This window comes from Streptomyces sp. 8K308 (assembly GCF_004348315.1).
In the GTDB taxonomy this organism is placed as follows: domain Bacteria; phylum Actinomycetota; class Actinomycetes; order Streptomycetales; family Streptomycetaceae; genus Streptomyces.
This window is the reverse complement of sequence record NZ_SMKC01000003.1, coordinates 48,552-65,661: the sequence shown is the minus strand read 5'-3', so window position 1 is coordinate 65,661 and position 17,110 is coordinate 48,552. Positions and strand designations below refer to the sequence as shown.

Here is a 17,110-nt window from a genome sequence, read left to right as displayed (position 1 = left end):
TGATGCCTTCCGACCAGGGCGGCGAGCGCGCCGCGGACGAGACCCGGCTGCGACGACACCTCGATCACCGCGTCCCAGTCGCGATCGAGCAGCGGCTCGTAGGCGGTGGGTTCGCGCCGGTCGGCGGCCACCAGCGTGGCGCCCTCGGCGACCGCTCCGCTCTCGCCGCGCGCCAGGCACGTCACGCGGTGGCCGCGCTCGACCGCCTGTCGTGCCACCTCTCGCCCCAACCAGGCGGTGCCACCCAGAACCAGGATCTCCATGCCCCAAGACAAGCAGTTCGGGCGGCGTGACGCCGAGCGGCTTAGCGGATAGCAGATCCCGGGCGGCGGGCGGATCGCGTTCTGTCCGGTTTCGAGGGTGGCCGGTTTCGAGGGTGGTGGAGCGTCAGCGGTTCGCGAATATGTATCATGTTCATCTTTTGGGCGAGCATGCTCATGCCATTCGCCCGCCCATCACACCGACGTGAAGGGAACCCCCGTCATGAGGAAGCACGGGAAACTCGCACTCCGCGCCGCCCTGGCGGCCGGCCTGCTGGGCGCGGGGCTCGGCGCGCCCGTCCCGGCCCAGGCCGCCGCGTCCGACGAGACCCGCGAGGTGCTGTTCGTCGGGAACAACTGGGACGGCACCGTCGACATCGTGACCCCGGACGCCGCGCTCGACCGCGTCGGGCGCCTCAACGTCGTCCCCGACCTGGAGGAACGCCTGGCCGAGATCCGCCTCGACCCCATCCGCTGGGCCTACTTCGTCGGCATCCGCCACCTCATCGGCGAGGGGCACGACCAGTTCGTCGACGACATGTACACCACGCCCGACGGCCGGATCCTCATCGTCTCCCGGCCCAGCCTGGCGGACGTCGTCGGCATCGACACCGAAACGGGCGAGCTGGTCTGGCGGTTCGCGGTGGACGGCCAGCGCTCGGACCACATGGCCCTGTCCCCCGACGGCACCGAGGTCGCGGTCTCGGCCTCGACCGCGAACACCGTGCACCGCCTCGACGTGAACACGGGAGAGGAGATCGGGAGCTTCCCGACCGGGGACCAACCGCACGAGAACATCTACGTCGACGGCGGCGAACGCATCGTCAACGCCAGCATCGGCACCGTCTACACCGCGCTCGACGCGCCCTGGCTCGACTGGACCAAGGGCCAGCGGTTCGTCCAGATCACCGACCGCGAGACCGGTGAGGTCATCGAGCGGATCAACATGCGGGACAAGCTGGCGGAGGCCGGCTACCCGGACATGAGCGCGGCCGTGCGGCCGATGACCTTCTCCCCCGACGAGCGGTACGTCTACTTCCAGGTGTCGTTCTTCCACGGCTTCGTCGAGTACGACCTGACGGAGGACCGCGTCACCCGGGTCGCCGAACTGCCGATCGCCGACGCGGTCGAGGACCTGGCGCGCGAGGAGTACCTGCTGGACTCGGCCCACCACGGCATCGCGATGAACCCGGCGGGCACCGACATCTGCGTCGCCGGCACCATGTCGGACTACGCGACGATCGTCGACCGCGAGACCCTCACGCCGGCCGAGCCGGTCACCACCGGGACCAAGCCGTACTGGGCCACCCAGAGCGCCGACGGCGACCACTGCTTCGTCTCCTGGAGCGGCACCGACCAGGTCTCCGCCATCTCGTACGAGACGGGCGAGGAGGTGGGTACCGTGACCGTCGGCGACCACCCCCAGCGGATGCGGCTCGGCCGGCTGCCGGCCGACTGGTCCCAGGAGTGACCGATACTCCCGATACATCGGACGTATAAGCTTGTCAAGGCGCTCGACGGTGCCGAGTTCGGGTTTTCACCCGCCGCGGCCAGGGCAGAGCTCCGATGTATCGCGAGCCGCGGCTCGGAAGCGAACCCTAGGCGAGGTGTCACGATGCCCGAATCCGGCGTTCCCCGGCGCGCGTTCATGGCCGGCCTCTCGGGCGCGGCGGCCGCCACCGGTCTGGCGCGGCCGGCCTCGGCGGCGGACGCCGGCGCCCTGGACGCCGGTGACTTCGAGGCCGACGACCGGGGTCGGGCGGCGGGCCTGACGCTGTGGTACGACGAGCCGGCGACGAGCTGGGAGTCGCGGTCCCTCCCGCTGGGCAACGGCGCGCTCGGCGTCTGCGTCTTCGGCGAACCGGCGAGGGAGCGGCTGCAGTTCAACGAGAAGACGCTCTGGCTCGGCGGTCCAGGCGCGCCCGGCTACGACTTCGGGAACTGGCGCTCCCCGCGCCCGGGCGCCATCGAGGAGGTCAGGGAGCGGATCGACGCCGAGCTCGGCGTCGATCCGCCCTGGGTCGCCGGGCGACTCGGCCAGCCCAAGACGCACTTCGGCGCCTACCAGCCCTTCGGCGACGTCTGGATAACCATGGCGCCGGAGCCCGCCGAGGTCGGCGGCTACCGGCGCCACCTGGACATCGGGGAGGCCGTCGCCGGCGTCGACTACGTGGCGGGCGGGGTGGCGTACTCCCGCGAGTACTTCGTGTCCGCGCCCGACGGCGTGATCGTCGCCCGGTTCACGGCCGACCGGCCGGGCGCCCTGGGTCTCACGGTGTCGGTCACCACGGCCGACAACCGCTCGCGGCGCGTCACCGCGAGCGGCGGCCGGATCACCCTCGCCGGCGCGCTGGACGGCAACGGCCTGCGCTACGAGGCACAGCTCCAGGTCCACCACGAGGGCGGCGGCCGCACGGACGACGCCGAAGGCTCCGTGACCGTGACCGGCGCGGACGCGGTGACCCTCGTCCTGGCCGCCGGCACCGACTACGCGCCCAGGTACCCGGGCTACCGCACCGGCGTCGACCCGCGAGGACCGGTCGCCGAGCGGGTCGACGCGGCGGCCCGCAAGGGGTACCGGGAGCTGCGCGCCGCCCATGTCGCCGACTACCGACGCCTGTTCGACCGGGTGCGGCTGAGCGTCGGCGGCCGGGACGCCGGCGTTCCCACCGACGACCTGCTGAGCGCCTACCAGGCCGGTACCGCCTCCCCGGCGACGTGCCGGGCGCTCGAGGAGCTGTACTTCCAGTACGGCAGGTACCTGTTGATCTCCTCCTCCCGCGCCGGCTCGCTACCGGCCAACCTCCAGGGCGTGTGGAACGACTCCACGAGCCCGCCGTGGAGCGCGGACTACCACGTCAACATCAACCTGCAGATGAACTACTGGCCGGCCGAGACCACCAACCTGTCGGAGACCACGGGCCCACTCTTCGACTACGTGGACTCGCTGGTGCCGGCCGGTGAGGTGACGGCGCGTGAGCTGTACGGCGCCCGCGGCTGGGTGGTGCACAACGAGACCAACCCGTTCGGCTTCACCGGCGTCCACGACTGGCCGACGGCGTTCTGGTTCCCGGAGGCCGGCGCCTGGCTGGCCCGGCACTACTGGGAGCACTACCTGTTCACCAGGGACCGGCGGTTCCTGCGCGAGCGCGCCTACCCGGTGCTCAGGGCATTGGCCCGGTTCTGGATCGACGTGCTCGTCCCCGACCCGAGGGACGGCGCGCTCGTGGTGTCGCCCAGCTTCTCGCCGGAGCACGGCGACTTCTCGGCCGGCGCCTCGATGTCCCAGCAGATCGTGTGGGACCTGCTCAGCAGCGCCGCCGAGGCGGCGCGGGCGGTCGGGGACGGCGGCGCCTTCGTGACGGAGCTGACCGACACGCTCGGCCGGCTCGACCCGGGTCTGCGCGTCGGCTCCTGGGGACAGTTGCGGGAGTGGAAGGAGGACTGGGACGACCCGACCAACACCCACCGGCACGTGTCCCACCTGTACGCGCTCCACCCGGGACGCCAGCTGTCGGTGCGGGACGACGCGGTGCACGCGGAGGCGGCCCGGGTCTCGCTGCGGGCGCGCGGTGACGGTGGCACCGGCTGGAGCAAGGCGTGGAAGATCAACTTCTGGGCGCGGCTGCTCGACGGCGACCACGCGCACCTCATGCTCGCCGAGCAGTTGCGGTACAGCACGCTGGCCAACCTGTGGGACACCCACCCGCCGTTCCAGATCGACGGCAACTTCGGCGCCACCGCGGGCGTGGCGGAGATGCTGCTCCAGAGTCACCAGGGGGTGATTGACCTGCTGCCGGCGCTGCCCGCGGTGTGGGCACGGGGTTCCGTCACCGGGCTGCGCGCCCGGGGCGACGTCACCGTGGACCTCGAGTGGCTGGGCGGCGTGCCAACCCGGGTCGCCCTGCGGCCCGGGCGCTCCGGGCGGTTGACCGTGCGCGGCGCCCTGTTCGGCGGCCTGTTCGAGGTGCGGGAGGACCGGGGGCGCCGGCCGGTCGCCGTGGCGCGGGACGGCGACGAGATCACGCTGCCGGTCGCCGCGGGCCGGACGTATGTGGCCGTCTCACGGGTCGCGATGGCGCTCTCCGCGCCGGAACGCACCGAGCCCGGCGCGCCATTCGCCTGTGCGGTCGAGGTGACGGCGGTCGGCGGGACGGTGCCAGGGGCGCGCCTCTCCCTCGACCTGCCGGCGGGCTGGACGGCCGCGCCCGAGAGCCACGCCGTGCCGGCGGTCCGCGACGGCCGGGCCCACTCGGTCGCCTTCGAGGTCACGCCGCCGGCGGGCGAGCGCCCCGAGCGCCGGATCCGGGCCGTGCTTGCCGGCGACGGCTGGACGGCCGGCGCCGTCGCGCCGCTGCCGACGGCCGCGCCGGCGTGACGGACCGCGGCCGTCGTGGCGGCGGTCCGGCTACTCGTAGAGCGCGGCCCGGATCGTGGGGTCGTCGATGTTGGTGCTGTCGTACCAGTGGTAGGCGGTGTCGATGCGCTCGGGTAGTTCCTCGCCCTCGATCGCGCGCAGGGCGGCGTCCACGAGTTGGCGGCCCATGTCGACCGGGTCCTGGGTGACGGCGCCGGTCATGGCGCCGCTGGTGATGGCGTCGATCTGGGCCTGTCCCGAGTCGAAGCCGACGATCGCGATGTCGTCCCGGCCGCTCTCCCGCACGCCGTTGATCACGCCGACCGCCGAGCCCTCGTTGGCGGCGTAGATGCCGGCCAGGTCCGGGTTGGCCTGGATGATCGAGCGGGTGATGTCGGCGGAGACCAGTTGGTCGCCGCCCCCGTACTGCGGTTCGAGCACGGTGATGCCCGGCGCGTTCTGTTCCATCCACTCCAGGAAGCCGTCCCTGCGGTCCCGTCCTGAGAGGCTGGTCTGGTCGTGCACCACGAGCGCCACCTCGCCCTCCCCGCCGACGGCCTCGGCCAGGTGCTCGGCCGCCAGCGCCGCCGCGGCCCGGTTGTCGGTGGCGACCGTGGTCACGGGGACGTCGCTGTCCACTCCGGAGTCGAACGCCACCACCGGGATCCCCTGCGCCCTGGCCTGTTCGAGCAGCGGCGCGGCGGCCTGGGAGTCGAGCGCGGCGAAGCCGACGGCGTCGGGTGACCTGGCCAGCTCGTTGGTGAGCAGGTTCACCTGCTCCTCGACGTCGGCCTCGGTCGGCGGCCCCACGAACGTGACGCGGGCGCCCCTGGCCTCGGCCTCCGCCTCGGCGCCCTCCCTGACCGACTGCCAGAACTGGTGCTGGAATCCCTTGGAGACGATGGCGATCACCGGCCCGTCTCCCCCGCCGCCGCCCGAGCCGCCCGCCCGGTCCTCGGCGCAGCCGGTCGCCAGCAGTGCCAGGGCCGCGCAGGCGGCTACCACGAATCGCTTCATCACCAGATCTCCCTCGTTCTGGTCGGGATCGGGGCCGTGCTCACCGCGAGTCCCCGCGCCGCACCCGGTCGGTGTAGACGGCGAGGAGGATCACGCAGCCGAGGATGACGTTCTGCCACTCCTGGGGGATGGACATGATCTGCAGCCCGTTGTTCAGGACGGAGATGATCAGCGCCCCGATGAGGGTGCCGAGGATGGAGCCCTTGCCGCCGGAGAGCGAGGTGCCGCCGATGACGACGGCGGCGATCGCCTGGAGCTCGTATCCCATGCCGGTGGCCGGCTGGGCCGAGCCGAGCCGGGCGGAGATCAGCACGCCGGCCAGGCCGGTGAAGAGGCCGGCGAAGGTGTAGATGGTGATCTTCCAGCGCCGCACGTCGATGCCGGACAGCGCGGTGGCCTCCTCGTTGCTGCCGATCGAGTAGGTGTAGCGCCCGAGCACGCTCTTGGTGAGCAGCACGCCCGCGACGACGGCGATGACCACCAGCACGAGGACGGCGTTGGGGATGTCGACGCCGGGGATCAGGTGGCCGGTCGAGATGTCGGCGTAGCCGGAGACCTCGGTGAAGTAGATGGGGGTGCTGTCCGAGACCACGAGCGCGAGGCCCTCGGCCACCAGCATCATCGCGAGCGTCGCGATGAACGGCGGGATCCGCAGCACGGCGATGTTGACGCCGTTGACGAGCCCCATGAAGCCGCCGAACAGCAGGGTCAGCAGCACCCCGAGCGGCAGCGGGAGGCCGGCGTTCACCAGGAAGACACCGGCCATCACCGCGCACAGCGCCATGCCGGTGCCGATCGACAGGTCGATGCCGGCGGAGATGATGACGAAGGTGGTGCCGACCGCCAGGGTGCCGATGACGACGGTCGAGTACAGGATCGAGATGAAATTGTCGTAGGTGAGGAAGTACGGGCTCGCGATCGCGAAGAAGACGTAGATCACGATGAGGCTGGCGAAGGCCAGCAGTTGCTGGAGGCGGCCCTTGAGCGCCGCCAGCGCGCCGCTCCGCGGCTGGCGGGCGAGGGTCGGGGCTTTCGCTGTGGTCATGGCTGGTCCGCCTTGTCTGCCGGGTGCTCGCCGGGGCGTCGCGTGGCGTGGCGCATGATGTTCTCCGACGTGGCCTCGGCGGCCTCGAGCACGCCGGTCACCCGGCCCTCGCTCATCACGACGACGCGGTGCGCCAGGCGCAGGATCTCGGGCAGTTCGGAGGAGATCACGATGATCGACTTGCCCTGCGCGGCCAGTTCGTCGAGGAGCCGGTGGATCTCGTCCTTGGCTCCGACGTCGATGCCGCGCGTCGGCTCGTCGAAGATGAGGATGTCGCAGTCCTTGACGAGCCACTTGGCGATGACGACCTTCTGCTGGTTGCCGCCGGAGAGGTGCCTGGTCGTCTGGTGGGCGGAGGGAGTCCTGATGCGCAGCCCCTCGATGAGCTGCTCGGCCCTGGCCCGCAGCGCCCCGTCGCGGACGAAGCCGGCGGTGGTGAACCGGTCGCGCAGCGTGCTGAGCACGATGTTGGCCTTGACGTCCTGTTCGAGCAGCAGCCCGAACCGCTTGCGGTCCTCGCTGAGGTAGCCGATGCCGAGCCTGGCGGCGTCGGCCGGATTGCCGATGCGCACCTCGCGGCCGCGGAGGGTGATCCGGCCGGCCTGGTGCGGGTCGGCCCCGACCAGGGCGCGGGCGACCTCGGTCCTGCCCGAGCCCATGAGCCCGGCGAAGCCCAGGATCTCCCCCTGGCGGAGGTCGAAGGAGACATCGTCCAGCAGGCTCTTGGTGGTGAGCCCGCGGACGTCGAGCACCACCTCGCGGTCGGCGCGGACGCCCGCCGGGCGCGCGTCGGTCATGATGGCCCGGCCGACCATCAGGGCGATGACGTCGTCGGTCGCCGCCGTCGCCACCTCCAGGGTGTCGACGTACTCGCCGTCGCGGATCACGGTGACCCGGTCGGCGATCCGCTTGATCTCGCCCATCCGGTGGGAGATGTAGATGACCCCGGTGTCGGGCCGCGTGAACCGCCGGATCACCGCATGCAGCGTGGCCACCTCGGCGTCGTTGAGCGCGGCCGTGGGCTCGTCCATGATCAGCACCCGCGGCTCATGGGAGAGCGCCTTGGCGATCTCCACCATCTGCTGGTTGGCCACGGTCAGTTCACCGACGACGGCACCCGGGTCCAGGGGCAGGTGGAGTCGCTCCAGCAGCGCGGCGGCGTCGGCGTTCAGCCGGCGGTCGTCCAACCACAGCCGGCCACGCCGAGGTTCACGGCCGATGAAGATGTTCTGCGCCACCGTCAGATCGGGCACCAGGTTGAACTCCTGGTGGATGATGCTGATCCCGAGCTCAAGCGCGTGACGGGGGCTGGTGGGCCGGTAGGGCCGGCCATCCAACCGGAACTCCCCCGCGTCGGCGGTGTGGATCCCCGACAGCAGCTTCATCAGCGTGGACTTGCCGGCGCCGTTCTCACCCACCAGCGCCAGCACCTCCCCGGCGCGCAGCGTCAGCCGCATGCCGGCCAGCGCCCGCACCCCGGGGAAACTCTTGTCGACGCCCTCGACCTCGAGCAGCGCGGTCGCCGCCTCACCCGTCATGGGAGTGCTCCAGGATGGACCGTCGCAGCATCTCCGTGCCGGCTCCCGGGGCCTTCGGCGGGTGGTAGCGCCCGCCGCGCACGTCCACCGGGGTGACGAAGTGCTCGTGCAGGTGGTCCACGAACTCGATCACCCGGCCCTCGAAGGTGCCCGAGACCGCGACGTAGTCGAACATCGCCAGATGCTGCACGGCCTCACACAGCCCGACGCCACCGGCGTGCGGACACACCGGCACACCGAACCGGGCGGCCAGCAACAGGATCGCGATGTTCTCGTTGACACCCGCCACCCGGGTGGCGTCGAGTTGCAGCACGGATAGCGCGTCAGCCTGCAGGAGTTGCTTGAACAGCACCCGGTTGGCGCCGTGTTCGCCGGTCGCCACCGGGACGGGCGCGACGGCCCTGGCGATGGCCGCGTGGCCGAGGACGTCGTCGGGACTGGTCGGCTCCTCCACCCAGGCGAGGTCGAACCGCCGCAGCGCGTCGATCCACTCGATGGCGTCCGGGACGTCCCAGCGCTGGTTGGCGTCCACCGCGATGCGGATGTCGGGGCCCATGACCTCGCGGGCGATGGTCAGGCGACGGACGTCGTCGTCGAGGTCGCCGCCCACCTTGAGCTTGATCTGGGTGAAGCCCTCCTCAACCGCCTCGCGGCAGAGGCGGGCCAGCTTGGCGTCGTCGTAGCCCAGCCAGCCCGGGGTCGTCGTGTAGGCGGGGTACCCCTCGGCCAGCAGCCGGGCCTCCCGCTCGGCGCGCCCCGGGCGAGCGGCACGCAGGATCTCAAGGGCCTGATCCCGGGTCAACGCATCGGTGAGATACCGGAAGTCGACGAGATCCACGATCTCCTCCGGGCTCAGCGAGGCCAGCAACCGCCACAACGGCACACCCTCACGCTTGGCACGCAGGTCCCACAGGGCATTGATCACCGCCCCGATCGCCATATGCATGACACCCTTCTCAGGGCCCAGCCACCGCAACTGCGAGTCATGCACCAACTCGCGCCACACACCACCGAGATCAGCCAGGACCTCCTCGACCCCACGCCCGAGCAGGCGGCCCTCCAACGCACGAAGAGCCGCGACCTGCACATCGTTGCCACGACCGATCGTGAACACGAACCCATGCCCCTCGAGACCGTCGCCGGCATCGGTGAGGAGGCGCAGATAGGCGGCCGAGTAGTCCGGGTCCGGATTCATCGCGTCCGAACCATCCAGCGTCTGGGAGGTGGGGAATCGCACGTCATGGGTACGCATGCCGATGAAGCGGGCCACGGGCACACTCCCTCCGGGGGATCCACGTCAGGGCGAACCCTAGACATCCGATGTATGAGCGTCAAGAGCCCGCGTCGTGCCGTCATCCGCCCGCGCGCGCCGGCGAGTTGAGCACCCGAGACCCGACCAATGGCGTGCCTCAGTCGCCCTCGACGAGGGTCTCCCGAAGCCACTGCTCGACGCCCGCGATGTGCACGGTGGCCAGGGCACCGGCGATGCCCGGCTGGCGCCTGGTGAGGGCCTGGAGGATGGCCCGGTGTTCGCCGAGCGTCCGCTCCACCGCACCCTTCTGCGTCAGCCCGCGCCAGGTCCGCGCGCGCTGCGTGCGGCCCGACAGCGTCTCCACCAGCGAGGCGAGCACCGCGTTGCCCGAGCCGGCGGCTATCCGCCGGTGGAACTCCAGGTCGCTCTCGACCAGTTCGTCCACCGTCGGCGCGTCACCGAGCGAGTCGAGCAGCTCGCCCAGGGCCTCGATGTCCGCCATCGGCATGCGGGTGGCCGCCAACTCGGCGGTGACCGGCTCCACGAGGCGGCGGGCCTCCAGGATCTGCAACACGGTGTCGTCGCGGTGGAAGTCCACCACGAAGCTCATGGCGTCCATCAGCAGCGCCGGTTCGAGGCTCGTCACATAGGTGCCGTCGCCGCGACGGACGTCCAGCACGTGGATGAGCGAGAGCGCCCGCACGGCCTCGCGCAGGGAGTTGCGTGAGAGCCCGAGCCGCTCGGCGAGGTCCAGCTCCCGGGGCAGGCGGTCGCCGGGGCGCAACTCGCCGTCCACGATCATCTGCTTGATCGCCTCGATGGCGTCATCCGTCACCGACATCGCGCGCCCCCCTGTCTCGGCGGCGGAGCGGCGTCCCCACACGACCTCGCCGGCTCCGGTGCACGCACAATACATCGGAGCTCTCCGCGTCGACGGCGCCCGGTTCCTTTCCGATCAGGGCGTGGCGAGTTCGAACCGGGCGCCGGTGACGGCGCCGGCGAGTGGCCAGGTGGCGTGACGGAAGACGGCGAGGCGGCAGTCGCGACCAGGCTCGTGGCGGTCGCCAGGACGCCCCGGCGACTCGGCGGGTGGGGCGGTAGGGACAGGGGCGACCGGCCTCCCGTCGAACATTTTCGGATCGATGCACCGATCGCTATGTCGCCGGCACCGCGGAGCCGCGCCCGAACCCCGGCGAAGGCATGGCGGTTGGGCGAACGGGCACGCCGAAAGGGTCGACGGGGCGGGCCGACGTGGCCCCGGCGACCCGCGCGCCGGTCGACCGGCGTCGTCTCGGTGCTCCCGGGACCGACCGGCGAGCAGGCCGAGCGGCGGCTCGCCACCGAACTCGTCATCCGCGGGAGCATCCCACTCTTTTTCGCGGCTGAACGCCGAATTCTGTCGGAGGTATTGACGCCGTCTCCGCCACGCCTATCATCCTGCTTGTCTGATGTATCGAGCGCGATCCGATATGTCGAACACCCGGCCACGGCTGGACCGCTCGACGTCCACGCCCCGGGCCACCGTGTCACCGCGTCTCGCACCGCTCCTTCCGCTCCGGCGGCTCCCCCCACGCGTGCCAGACAGCCGGACGCCCGAGGGACCGGGCGTCGCCGTGTGGTGAGCCCCGGCCTACACCCCTGGGGTTTTCATGTCTGCTTCACGACTTCGATCGCGGCTGCGCACCGCGCGCCTGGCCGTGGTCCTCCTGCTCGGCCTGGCGCTGGCCCTGTCGGCCGCCCCGGCCCGGTCGTCATCCCCGCCGGCGCCGGCCGCCGAGGAACAGGGCGACGTGACCGCCGCCGCCCTGCCAAGCACCTACCGGTGGAACTCGAGCGCCCAGCTGATCTCCCCCAGGCCGGACGCCACCCACAACATCGTCTCGGTCAAGGACCCGACGGTGGTCCGGCACAACGGCAGGTGGCACGTCTACATGACGACCGCCAACACCGCCGGCCAGTGGAGCCTGGCCTACACCAGCTTCACCGACTGGTCCCAGGCCGCGTCCGCCCCGCATCACTTCCTCAACAACAACCCGAACATCGGCAACCGGTACGCCGCCGCGCCCCACGTGTTCTACTTCGCGCCGCGCAACGAGTGGTATCTGGTCTACCAGACGGGGCTGCCGTCGTACTCGGTCAGCACCGACCCGAGCAACCCCCAGAGCTGGTCGGCGCCGCGCAACTTCCAGAGCAGCATGCCGGACATCGTCCGGCAGAACATCGGCAACGGCCACTGGCTCGACTACTGGGTCATCTGCGACACCAGCATGTGCTACCTGTTCTCGGCCGACGACAACGGCCACATCTACCGGGCCGAGACCACGGTGGGCGAGTTCCCCAACGGCTTCCGCAACACCCAGATCGCGATCCAGGACTCCAACCGGTACGCGCTCTTCGAGGGCGAGGCCGTCTACCGGGTGCAGGGCACCAACACCTACCTGATGATCGTGGAGGCCATCGGCTCCGACGGCAGGCGCTACTACCGCTCCTTCACCTCGACGAGCCTGAACGGGCAGTGGCGGCCGCTCGCGGCCACCGAGGCCAACCCGTTCTCGCGCAGCAACAACGTGTCCTTCCCCAGCGGGACCTGGACGCGGGACATCAGCCACGGTGAGCTGCTGCGCACCGGCGCCGACCAGACCATGACCATCGACCCCTGCAACCTCCAGCTCCTCTACCAGGGCATGAACCCCTCGGCCGGCGGCGACTACTCGCAGCTGCCCTGGCGTCTCGGCCTGGCCACCAACACCACATCCTGCTGACGGCCCACGGGCCGCCACGGCACGGCCGCCCGGGCGGCGCCTCGCGGCGCGGCCCGGGCGGTCGTCAGGCCTTCGCCGCGCGCTCGACCGCGGCGGCCGACCGCTCGGTGACCTCGTCCCAGCGGCCCGCCGCGAGGAGCGCGGGCTCCACCATCCAGGAGCCGCTGACCGCCGGCACGGCCGGGAGCGCGAGATACTCGGCCAGGTTGTCCTGGTTGACGCCGCCGGACGGCATGAAGGAGATGCCGGTGAAGGGGGCGGCCAGCGCCTTGATCCCGGCGGGCCCGCCCAGCAGGCCGGCCGGGAAGAACTTGACCTCGGTGAGGCCGAGCTCGGCCGCGACCATCAGTTCCGACCCGGTCGCCACGCCCGGCAGCGCGGGCACGCCGAGCGCCCGGCACCGGTCGAGCACGCCGCGCGAGAGGCCGGGGCTGACGACGAACTCGGCGCCCGCGTCCACGACCTGGTCGACCTGCCGTGGCACAAGGACCGAGCCGGCGCCCACCTGGAGCCCCTCCAGGGAGGCCAGGGCCCGGATCGCGTCGAGTCCGGCGCTGGTACGCAGGGTTATCTCCACGACGTCGATGCCGCCGGCCAGCAGGGCGCGGCCCAGGGGCAACGCCTGGGCGGCGTCGTCGATGACGACGACGGGGACGACGGGGCACCTGGTGAGGAGTGTCGTGCCGGGCATGGGCTCCCTTTCGCGCTGGTCGGGCACCGTGAGGCGCCCTCATGGTGTCACGACGCCGTCGGGCCCCTCGTGGTGGTCCGGGGACCGGACGGCGGGCCGCGCTCAGGCCGACCGGTCGGCGGCTTCCTCGGCCGTCAGCCGCGGCGTCCCCGCGGAGTCGCCGAGCAGCCGCCGCGCAGCCGTGGCGGTCGGGTCGGCCGGGCGGCGGGTGTGCCAGTCGGTGACGGCCTGGTAGGCGGCGACCACCTCGAGCAGCCGGTCCTCCTCGTAGGGCTGGCCGCCGAGGATCACCCCGGAGGGGACGCCGTTCACGAACCCGGCGGGGAAGCCGATCTCCGGCAGGCCGAGGATGTCGAACGGCACGACCTCGGTCTGGAACACCACATCGCACTCGCCGAACACGCCGTCCAGTACCTCGCGCAGCAGGTGGTGCTTGGCACGCTGCGCGGTGATCCACTCGTCGCCCGAGAGCATCAGGCCCTGCAGCCAGCTCAGCAGCGAGACGCCGAACTTGCGCGGGTCCTCGCGCAGCCAGTGCCGGAACGGCTCGGTGCGCTCCGCCAGCCGGGCGCTGTTGAAGGCGCCGGTGAGCAGCGACCAGTCGTCGGGGTAGGCGACGTCGACCAGGGTGACGCCCGGGATGTCCGCGAGTTGGTCGAGCAGCGCGCGGCGCACGGCGGTCGCGGAGCCAAGGAAGTCGGCCGGCACGCCAATCCTGGTCTCCCGGCGCAGCCGGACCCGGCCGCGGGAGAGGGCCGGTGTGGCGGCCCGCACCAGGTCGGGCACGGCCGGCAGCCCGAGGGTGCGCGGGTCCTTGAGGTCGGGGCCCGCCATCACCGCGAGCATCAGGGCGGCGTCCATCGCGTCCCTGGCGAGCGGACCGACGTGGTCGCGGGTGTACGACAGGGGGATCACGCCGTACACCGAGGCGCGGCCCATGGTGGGCTTGAGGCCCGTGAGGTTCTGCCGGTTGGCGGGCAGCACGATGGATCCGCCGGTCTGGGTGCCGATGGAGGACGACGCGAGCCGGCCGGCGACGGCGGTGGCCGGCCCGGTGGACGAGCCGCCCGGGTCGACGGACGGGTCTCCCGGGGTCCAGGCGTTGACCGTGGTGATCTCCCCGTTGGGCCTGGTGGCCCGGGTGGTGGCGAGCGGCCCCATCTGGCCCTTGCCGAGCAGGATGCCGCCCGAGGCCGCGAGCCGGGCGACGGCCGTGGCGTCGTGGTCGGGGACGAAGTCCGCGAAGATGTACGAGTTGCAGCGGGTGGGCACGTCCTTGGTGAAGTAGTTGTCCTTCACGCACAGCGGGATGCCCGAGAGCACGCCGCGCGGTCCTGTGCCCCGGTCGGCCGCGCGGGCGGCGGCCAGCGCCGCGTCGGCGGTGACCTCGGCGTACGCCTGGTAGACGGAGTCGTGGGCAGTGACGCGGTCCAGATATGCCTCGACCAGGGTGGTGGAGGTCAGCCTGCGGCGGCGCATCAGCACGGCCGCCTCCGCCAGCGTCGCCTCGGTCGGGTCGCGGCGTGCCTCGTCCCGCACCTCGATGTCGGGCAGCCGGAGGTCGGCGACGCGCGTCGCGTCGGCGGCGTCCGGCGCGCTCGCGGCCCGCGTGGCGCCGGCGGCCGAGGCGGGCTCGGCGAAGGCCGAGCCGCCGGCTACCGCGCCGGCGGCGACCGCGGAACTCGCCAGGAAGGTACGGCGGTTGAGGGCGCGGCTCATCGCTCGTCCACCCCGCCGGTCCATGCCTCGGTGATCGAGGGATAGAGCAACGGCGGCGCGGCCTGCTGCGCGTAGGCGGCGGCCGGCCGGCCGTCGACCGGCGGCGTCCAGCCGGCGATGGCGGCAGGCGCCGAGGTGACGAAGGACCGCAGCGAGCGCAGCGCCTGCTCGCGGGTGGGGACACCGGTCTCGGGGTCCGGCTGCTCGGGCAGCGAGTCGAGGTCGAAGCCGGCGAGCGCCAGTCTCGTCCGTATGTAGGCGTCCACCTGTTCCGTGGTGGGCGGCTGGGGTTGGCTCAACGCGTTCTCCGTAGTGCCGTGCGAGGAGTGACTGGGCGTGACCTCATCACCCGTTGATGACCGTCCCATTGAGGCCGCATATCACCATTGTTACCGCCGTTACCGGTGATTCACCGGGTGCTCGGGGGGCGGTCGTCGCGGAGGGTGGTGGGACAACGGCGCGCGTGCGCCGGGTTCGGGCGGCACGGGTGTGGACGGAAGGCACGGACGAGGGGAAGGTTGTTTCGTCCATGACACTCTGTCGGCTCGATTCTTCCATGAGGTGAGGACGCACCCATGACTCCGTCACGCATCTCCCCCGCGGTCACCGTCGCGGCGTTAACCCTGCTGGCCACCGGCTCGGCCATCGGCCCCGCGGTCGCGGCGCAGACCGGCCGGCCATCGGAGGCCGCCGAGGCCACCGCCACCCTCGCCGTCGACCGGGACGGCCGGTCGTTGACCTACCGGGCCGCCGCCGGGCAGGCCAACGACCTCCAGATCACCGCCATGCCGGGCGGCCCCGACGTGAGGCGGATCGCCTTCAACGACGAGGTGACCATCAGCGCCGGCGCGCCCTGTACACAGCCCGACCCGGGCGACCCGACCCGCGTGGTCTGCGAGCTGCCGGCCGACTCGGCCCCGGCCGACGACATCCGCGTGCTGCTCGGCGACGGCGACGACGCGTTCTTCACCGTCGCGCCCGGCGTCTCCGTCGTGCAGGGCGGCGCGGACGACGACGAACTCCACGCGCACTCCGCCCACACGGTGCTCGGCGGGGACGGCGACGACATGCTCATGGGCGGCGTCGTGATGCGGGGCGACGCCGGCATGGATCACCTGATGGGCGACGACCGGGACCAGTACCTGTGGGGCGGCTCCGGCGACGACCACGTCGAGGCGTACGGGGGCGACGACGTCGTGTCCGCCGACTCGGGCGACGACCACGTCGTCGCCGGCGAGGGCGACGACGTGGTGTTCGGCGGCCGGGACGACGACATGCTCATGGGCGAGGCGGGGCGCGACGTCCTCCACGGCGGCAGCGGCGACGACACCCTCGACGGCGGCGCCGGCACCGACCTCCTCTGGGGCGGCGCGGGCACCGACGAGATCACCCAGTAGCCAGCCGCTCTTCCGGGGCGGGGGCGACCGCCACGAGCGTCAACCGACGGGCCACGGCCGGTCGGGCGGTCGGGCGGTCGCCCCCGCCCCGCTCCGCGGCCCGCGTGGTGGATCACCGCGGTGCGGCGGGCGGTGCCGCCGCACCGCGGTGATCCACGCCCTTGACGGATGTCCCCGACTGGCTCATCCTCGTCCCCGCGCAGTCCGTCTGACGTCGCGTCGCCATGTCGACCTGGGCCGTGTCACCACGGCCTCCTGTCTCGTCTGACGTCAGCCAGCGCCTGATTCCGGCCGGGCGGTAAGCCCGCGGCCGGGCTGCGTTTCTCGTGGTACTCGCGTCCTCGCGCGTTCTTCCCGCGTCTTCGCGCCTTCCCTCGTTCTCGCCGTCCGCTCGTCGACGGTCGCTCTTCCCGGCCCAGGGCCGGGCGCCCACGCGCGCCCGCCGCCGGTCGTCGGCCCTTGAAAGGAACCCCCTGCCGTGCTGTCTGCACGCCTGCCTCGTCCGAGAGCCGCGACCTCCGCGACCGCGCTCGTGCTCTCCCTCTCCGTCCTCCTCGGCGCCTGCGGAGGTGGCGGCGGCGAGACGGACGACGGGGGTGGCGCCGCCGGCGAGCCCACCAGGGGCGGCACGCTCAGGTACGCGTTCAGCGGGCACCCGTCGACTCCAGGCAGCGGCCCCAGCTCAACTCCCGTTTCATAGGCCGGCAGCTGACGGACGCGCTCACCGAACAGGACCCGGAGACCGGCGAGATCCTGCCGTGGCTCGCCACCTCCTGGGAGGTCAGCGACGACGTCACCCGCTTCACCTTCCACCTCCGTGACGACGTGACCTTCAGCGACGGCGAGCCCTTCGACGCCGAGGCGGTCAGGGCCAACTTTGACGCGATCACCGAACTCAGCGTCCAAGCGCAGCTGGAGAGCACGCCGAGCCGGATCTCGGGAGAGGCGGGCCCGAGGTCGTAACCTGCGAAGTCCACGCCCGAGTCGCTGATGATCTGGTGGTGCCTGATCCGGATGCGGCGCACCCCACTGCGGGACTCGGCGGTGGTGCGGGCGCGGATCCGGTTGGGCT

13 protein-coding genes and 1 pseudogene are annotated in these 17,110 nt (G+C 72.0%); 5 read left to right on the top strand and 9 right to left on the bottom strand.

Features of this window, described 5'->3' with window-relative positions:
* Nucleotides 1–14: 14 nt before the first annotated feature.
* Nucleotides 15–263 (bottom strand): annotated as a pseudogene (locus E1265_RS38490) (NAD-dependent epimerase/dehydratase family protein); the annotation flags it as partial.
* Nucleotides 264–483: 220 nt separating this feature from the next.
* On the opposite strand from E1265_RS38490, the gene E1265_RS01105 reads away from it, so the two are divergent.
* Both E1265_RS01105 and E1265_RS01100 read left to right on the top strand, forming a co-directional pair.
* Nucleotides 484–1,731 carry a PQQ-binding-like beta-propeller repeat protein gene (locus E1265_RS01105; RefSeq protein ID WP_132928283.1) on the top strand — a complete coding sequence of 416 codons (1,248 nt, stop codon included), beginning with the start codon at nt 484–486 and terminating at the stop codon, nt 1,729–1,731.
* Nucleotides 1,732–1,875: 144 nt separating this feature from the next.
* Nucleotides 1,876–4,638, top strand: coding sequence for a glycoside hydrolase N-terminal domain-containing protein (locus tag E1265_RS01100; protein WP_207930906.1), 2,763 nt, complete (start codon nt 1,876–1,878; stop codon nt 4,636–4,638).
* Nucleotides 4,639–4,668: 30 nt separating this feature from the next.
* Here E1265_RS01100 and E1265_RS01095 read toward each other — a convergent pair whose 3' ends face one another.
* The 5 genes from E1265_RS01095 to E1265_RS01075 form a co-directional block, all read right to left on the bottom strand.
* Complete coding sequence (locus E1265_RS01095; RefSeq protein ID WP_207930905.1) at nt 4,669–5,634, bottom strand: ABC transporter substrate-binding protein; 966 nt, start codon at nt 5,632–5,634, stop codon at nt 4,669–4,671.
* 40 nt (nt 5,635–5,674) lie between these two features.
* A complete protein-coding gene (locus E1265_RS01090) occupies nt 5,675–6,679 on the bottom strand; it encodes an ABC transporter permease (RefSeq protein WP_132928281.1) in 1,005 nt (334 codons plus the stop codon).
* Nucleotides 6,676–8,217: a sugar ABC transporter ATP-binding protein gene (locus tag E1265_RS01085; protein WP_132928280.1), complete on the bottom strand. Its 1,542-nt coding sequence runs from the start codon at nt 8,215–8,217 to the stop codon at nt 6,676–6,678. The genes E1265_RS01090 and E1265_RS01085 overlap by 4 nt, the downstream gene beginning before the upstream one ends.
* The gene (locus tag E1265_RS01080; protein ID WP_207930909.1) at nt 8,207–9,469 is read right to left on the bottom strand and encodes an L-fuconate dehydratase; all 1,263 of its coding nucleotides are present in this window, start codon (nt 9,467–9,469) and stop codon (nt 8,207–8,209) included. The genes E1265_RS01085 and E1265_RS01080 overlap by 11 nt, the downstream gene beginning before the upstream one ends.
* Nucleotides 9,470–9,626: 157 nt before the next feature.
* Complete coding sequence (locus E1265_RS01075) at nt 9,627–10,310, bottom strand: FadR/GntR family transcriptional regulator (protein WP_132928278.1); 684 nt, start codon at nt 10,308–10,310, stop codon at nt 9,627–9,629.
* Nucleotides 10,311–11,118: 808 nt separating this feature from the next.
* Here E1265_RS01075 and E1265_RS01070 point away from each other — a divergent pair.
* Nucleotides 11,119–12,231, top strand: a complete 1,113-nt coding sequence (locus E1265_RS01070) for a non-reducing end alpha-L-arabinofuranosidase family hydrolase (protein WP_132928277.1) — start codon at nt 11,119–11,121, stop codon at nt 12,229–12,231.
* Nucleotides 12,232–12,295: 64 nt separating this feature from the next.
* Here the strand turns inward: E1265_RS01070 and eda are convergent, their stop codons facing one another.
* From eda to E1265_RS01055, 3 genes are all read right to left on the bottom strand, one after another.
* Nucleotides 12,296–12,922, bottom strand: a complete 627-nt coding sequence (gene eda / locus E1265_RS01065; protein WP_132928276.1) for a bifunctional 4-hydroxy-2-oxoglutarate aldolase/2-dehydro-3-deoxy-phosphogluconate aldolase — start codon at nt 12,920–12,922, stop codon at nt 12,296–12,298.
* 102 nt (nt 12,923–13,024) lie between these two features.
* On the bottom strand, nt 13,025–14,641 hold the full coding sequence (locus E1265_RS01060; protein WP_207930904.1) for an amidase: 1,617 nt from the start codon (nt 14,639–14,641) through the stop codon (nt 13,025–13,027).
* Nucleotides 14,638–14,940, bottom strand: coding sequence for a hypothetical protein (locus tag E1265_RS01055; protein WP_132928274.1), 303 nt, complete (start codon nt 14,938–14,940; stop codon nt 14,638–14,640). Before E1265_RS01055 ends, E1265_RS01060 begins: the two co-directional genes overlap by 4 nt.
* 276 nt (nt 14,941–15,216) lie before the next feature.
* Between E1265_RS01055 and E1265_RS01050 the strand changes: the two genes are divergently transcribed.
* Both E1265_RS01050 and E1265_RS40170 read left to right on the top strand, forming a co-directional pair.
* Complete coding sequence (locus E1265_RS01050; RefSeq protein ID WP_132928273.1) at nt 15,217–16,038, top strand: calcium-binding protein; 822 nt, start codon at nt 15,217–15,219, stop codon at nt 16,036–16,038.
* Nucleotides 16,039–16,497: 459 nt separating this feature from the next.
* Nucleotides 16,498–17,001 (top strand): ABC transporter substrate-binding protein, encoded by a 504-nt coding sequence (locus tag E1265_RS40170; RefSeq protein WP_279571381.1) that lies wholly within the window; start codon nt 16,498–16,500, stop codon nt 16,999–17,001.
* Nucleotides 17,002–17,110: the final 109 nt, after the last annotated feature.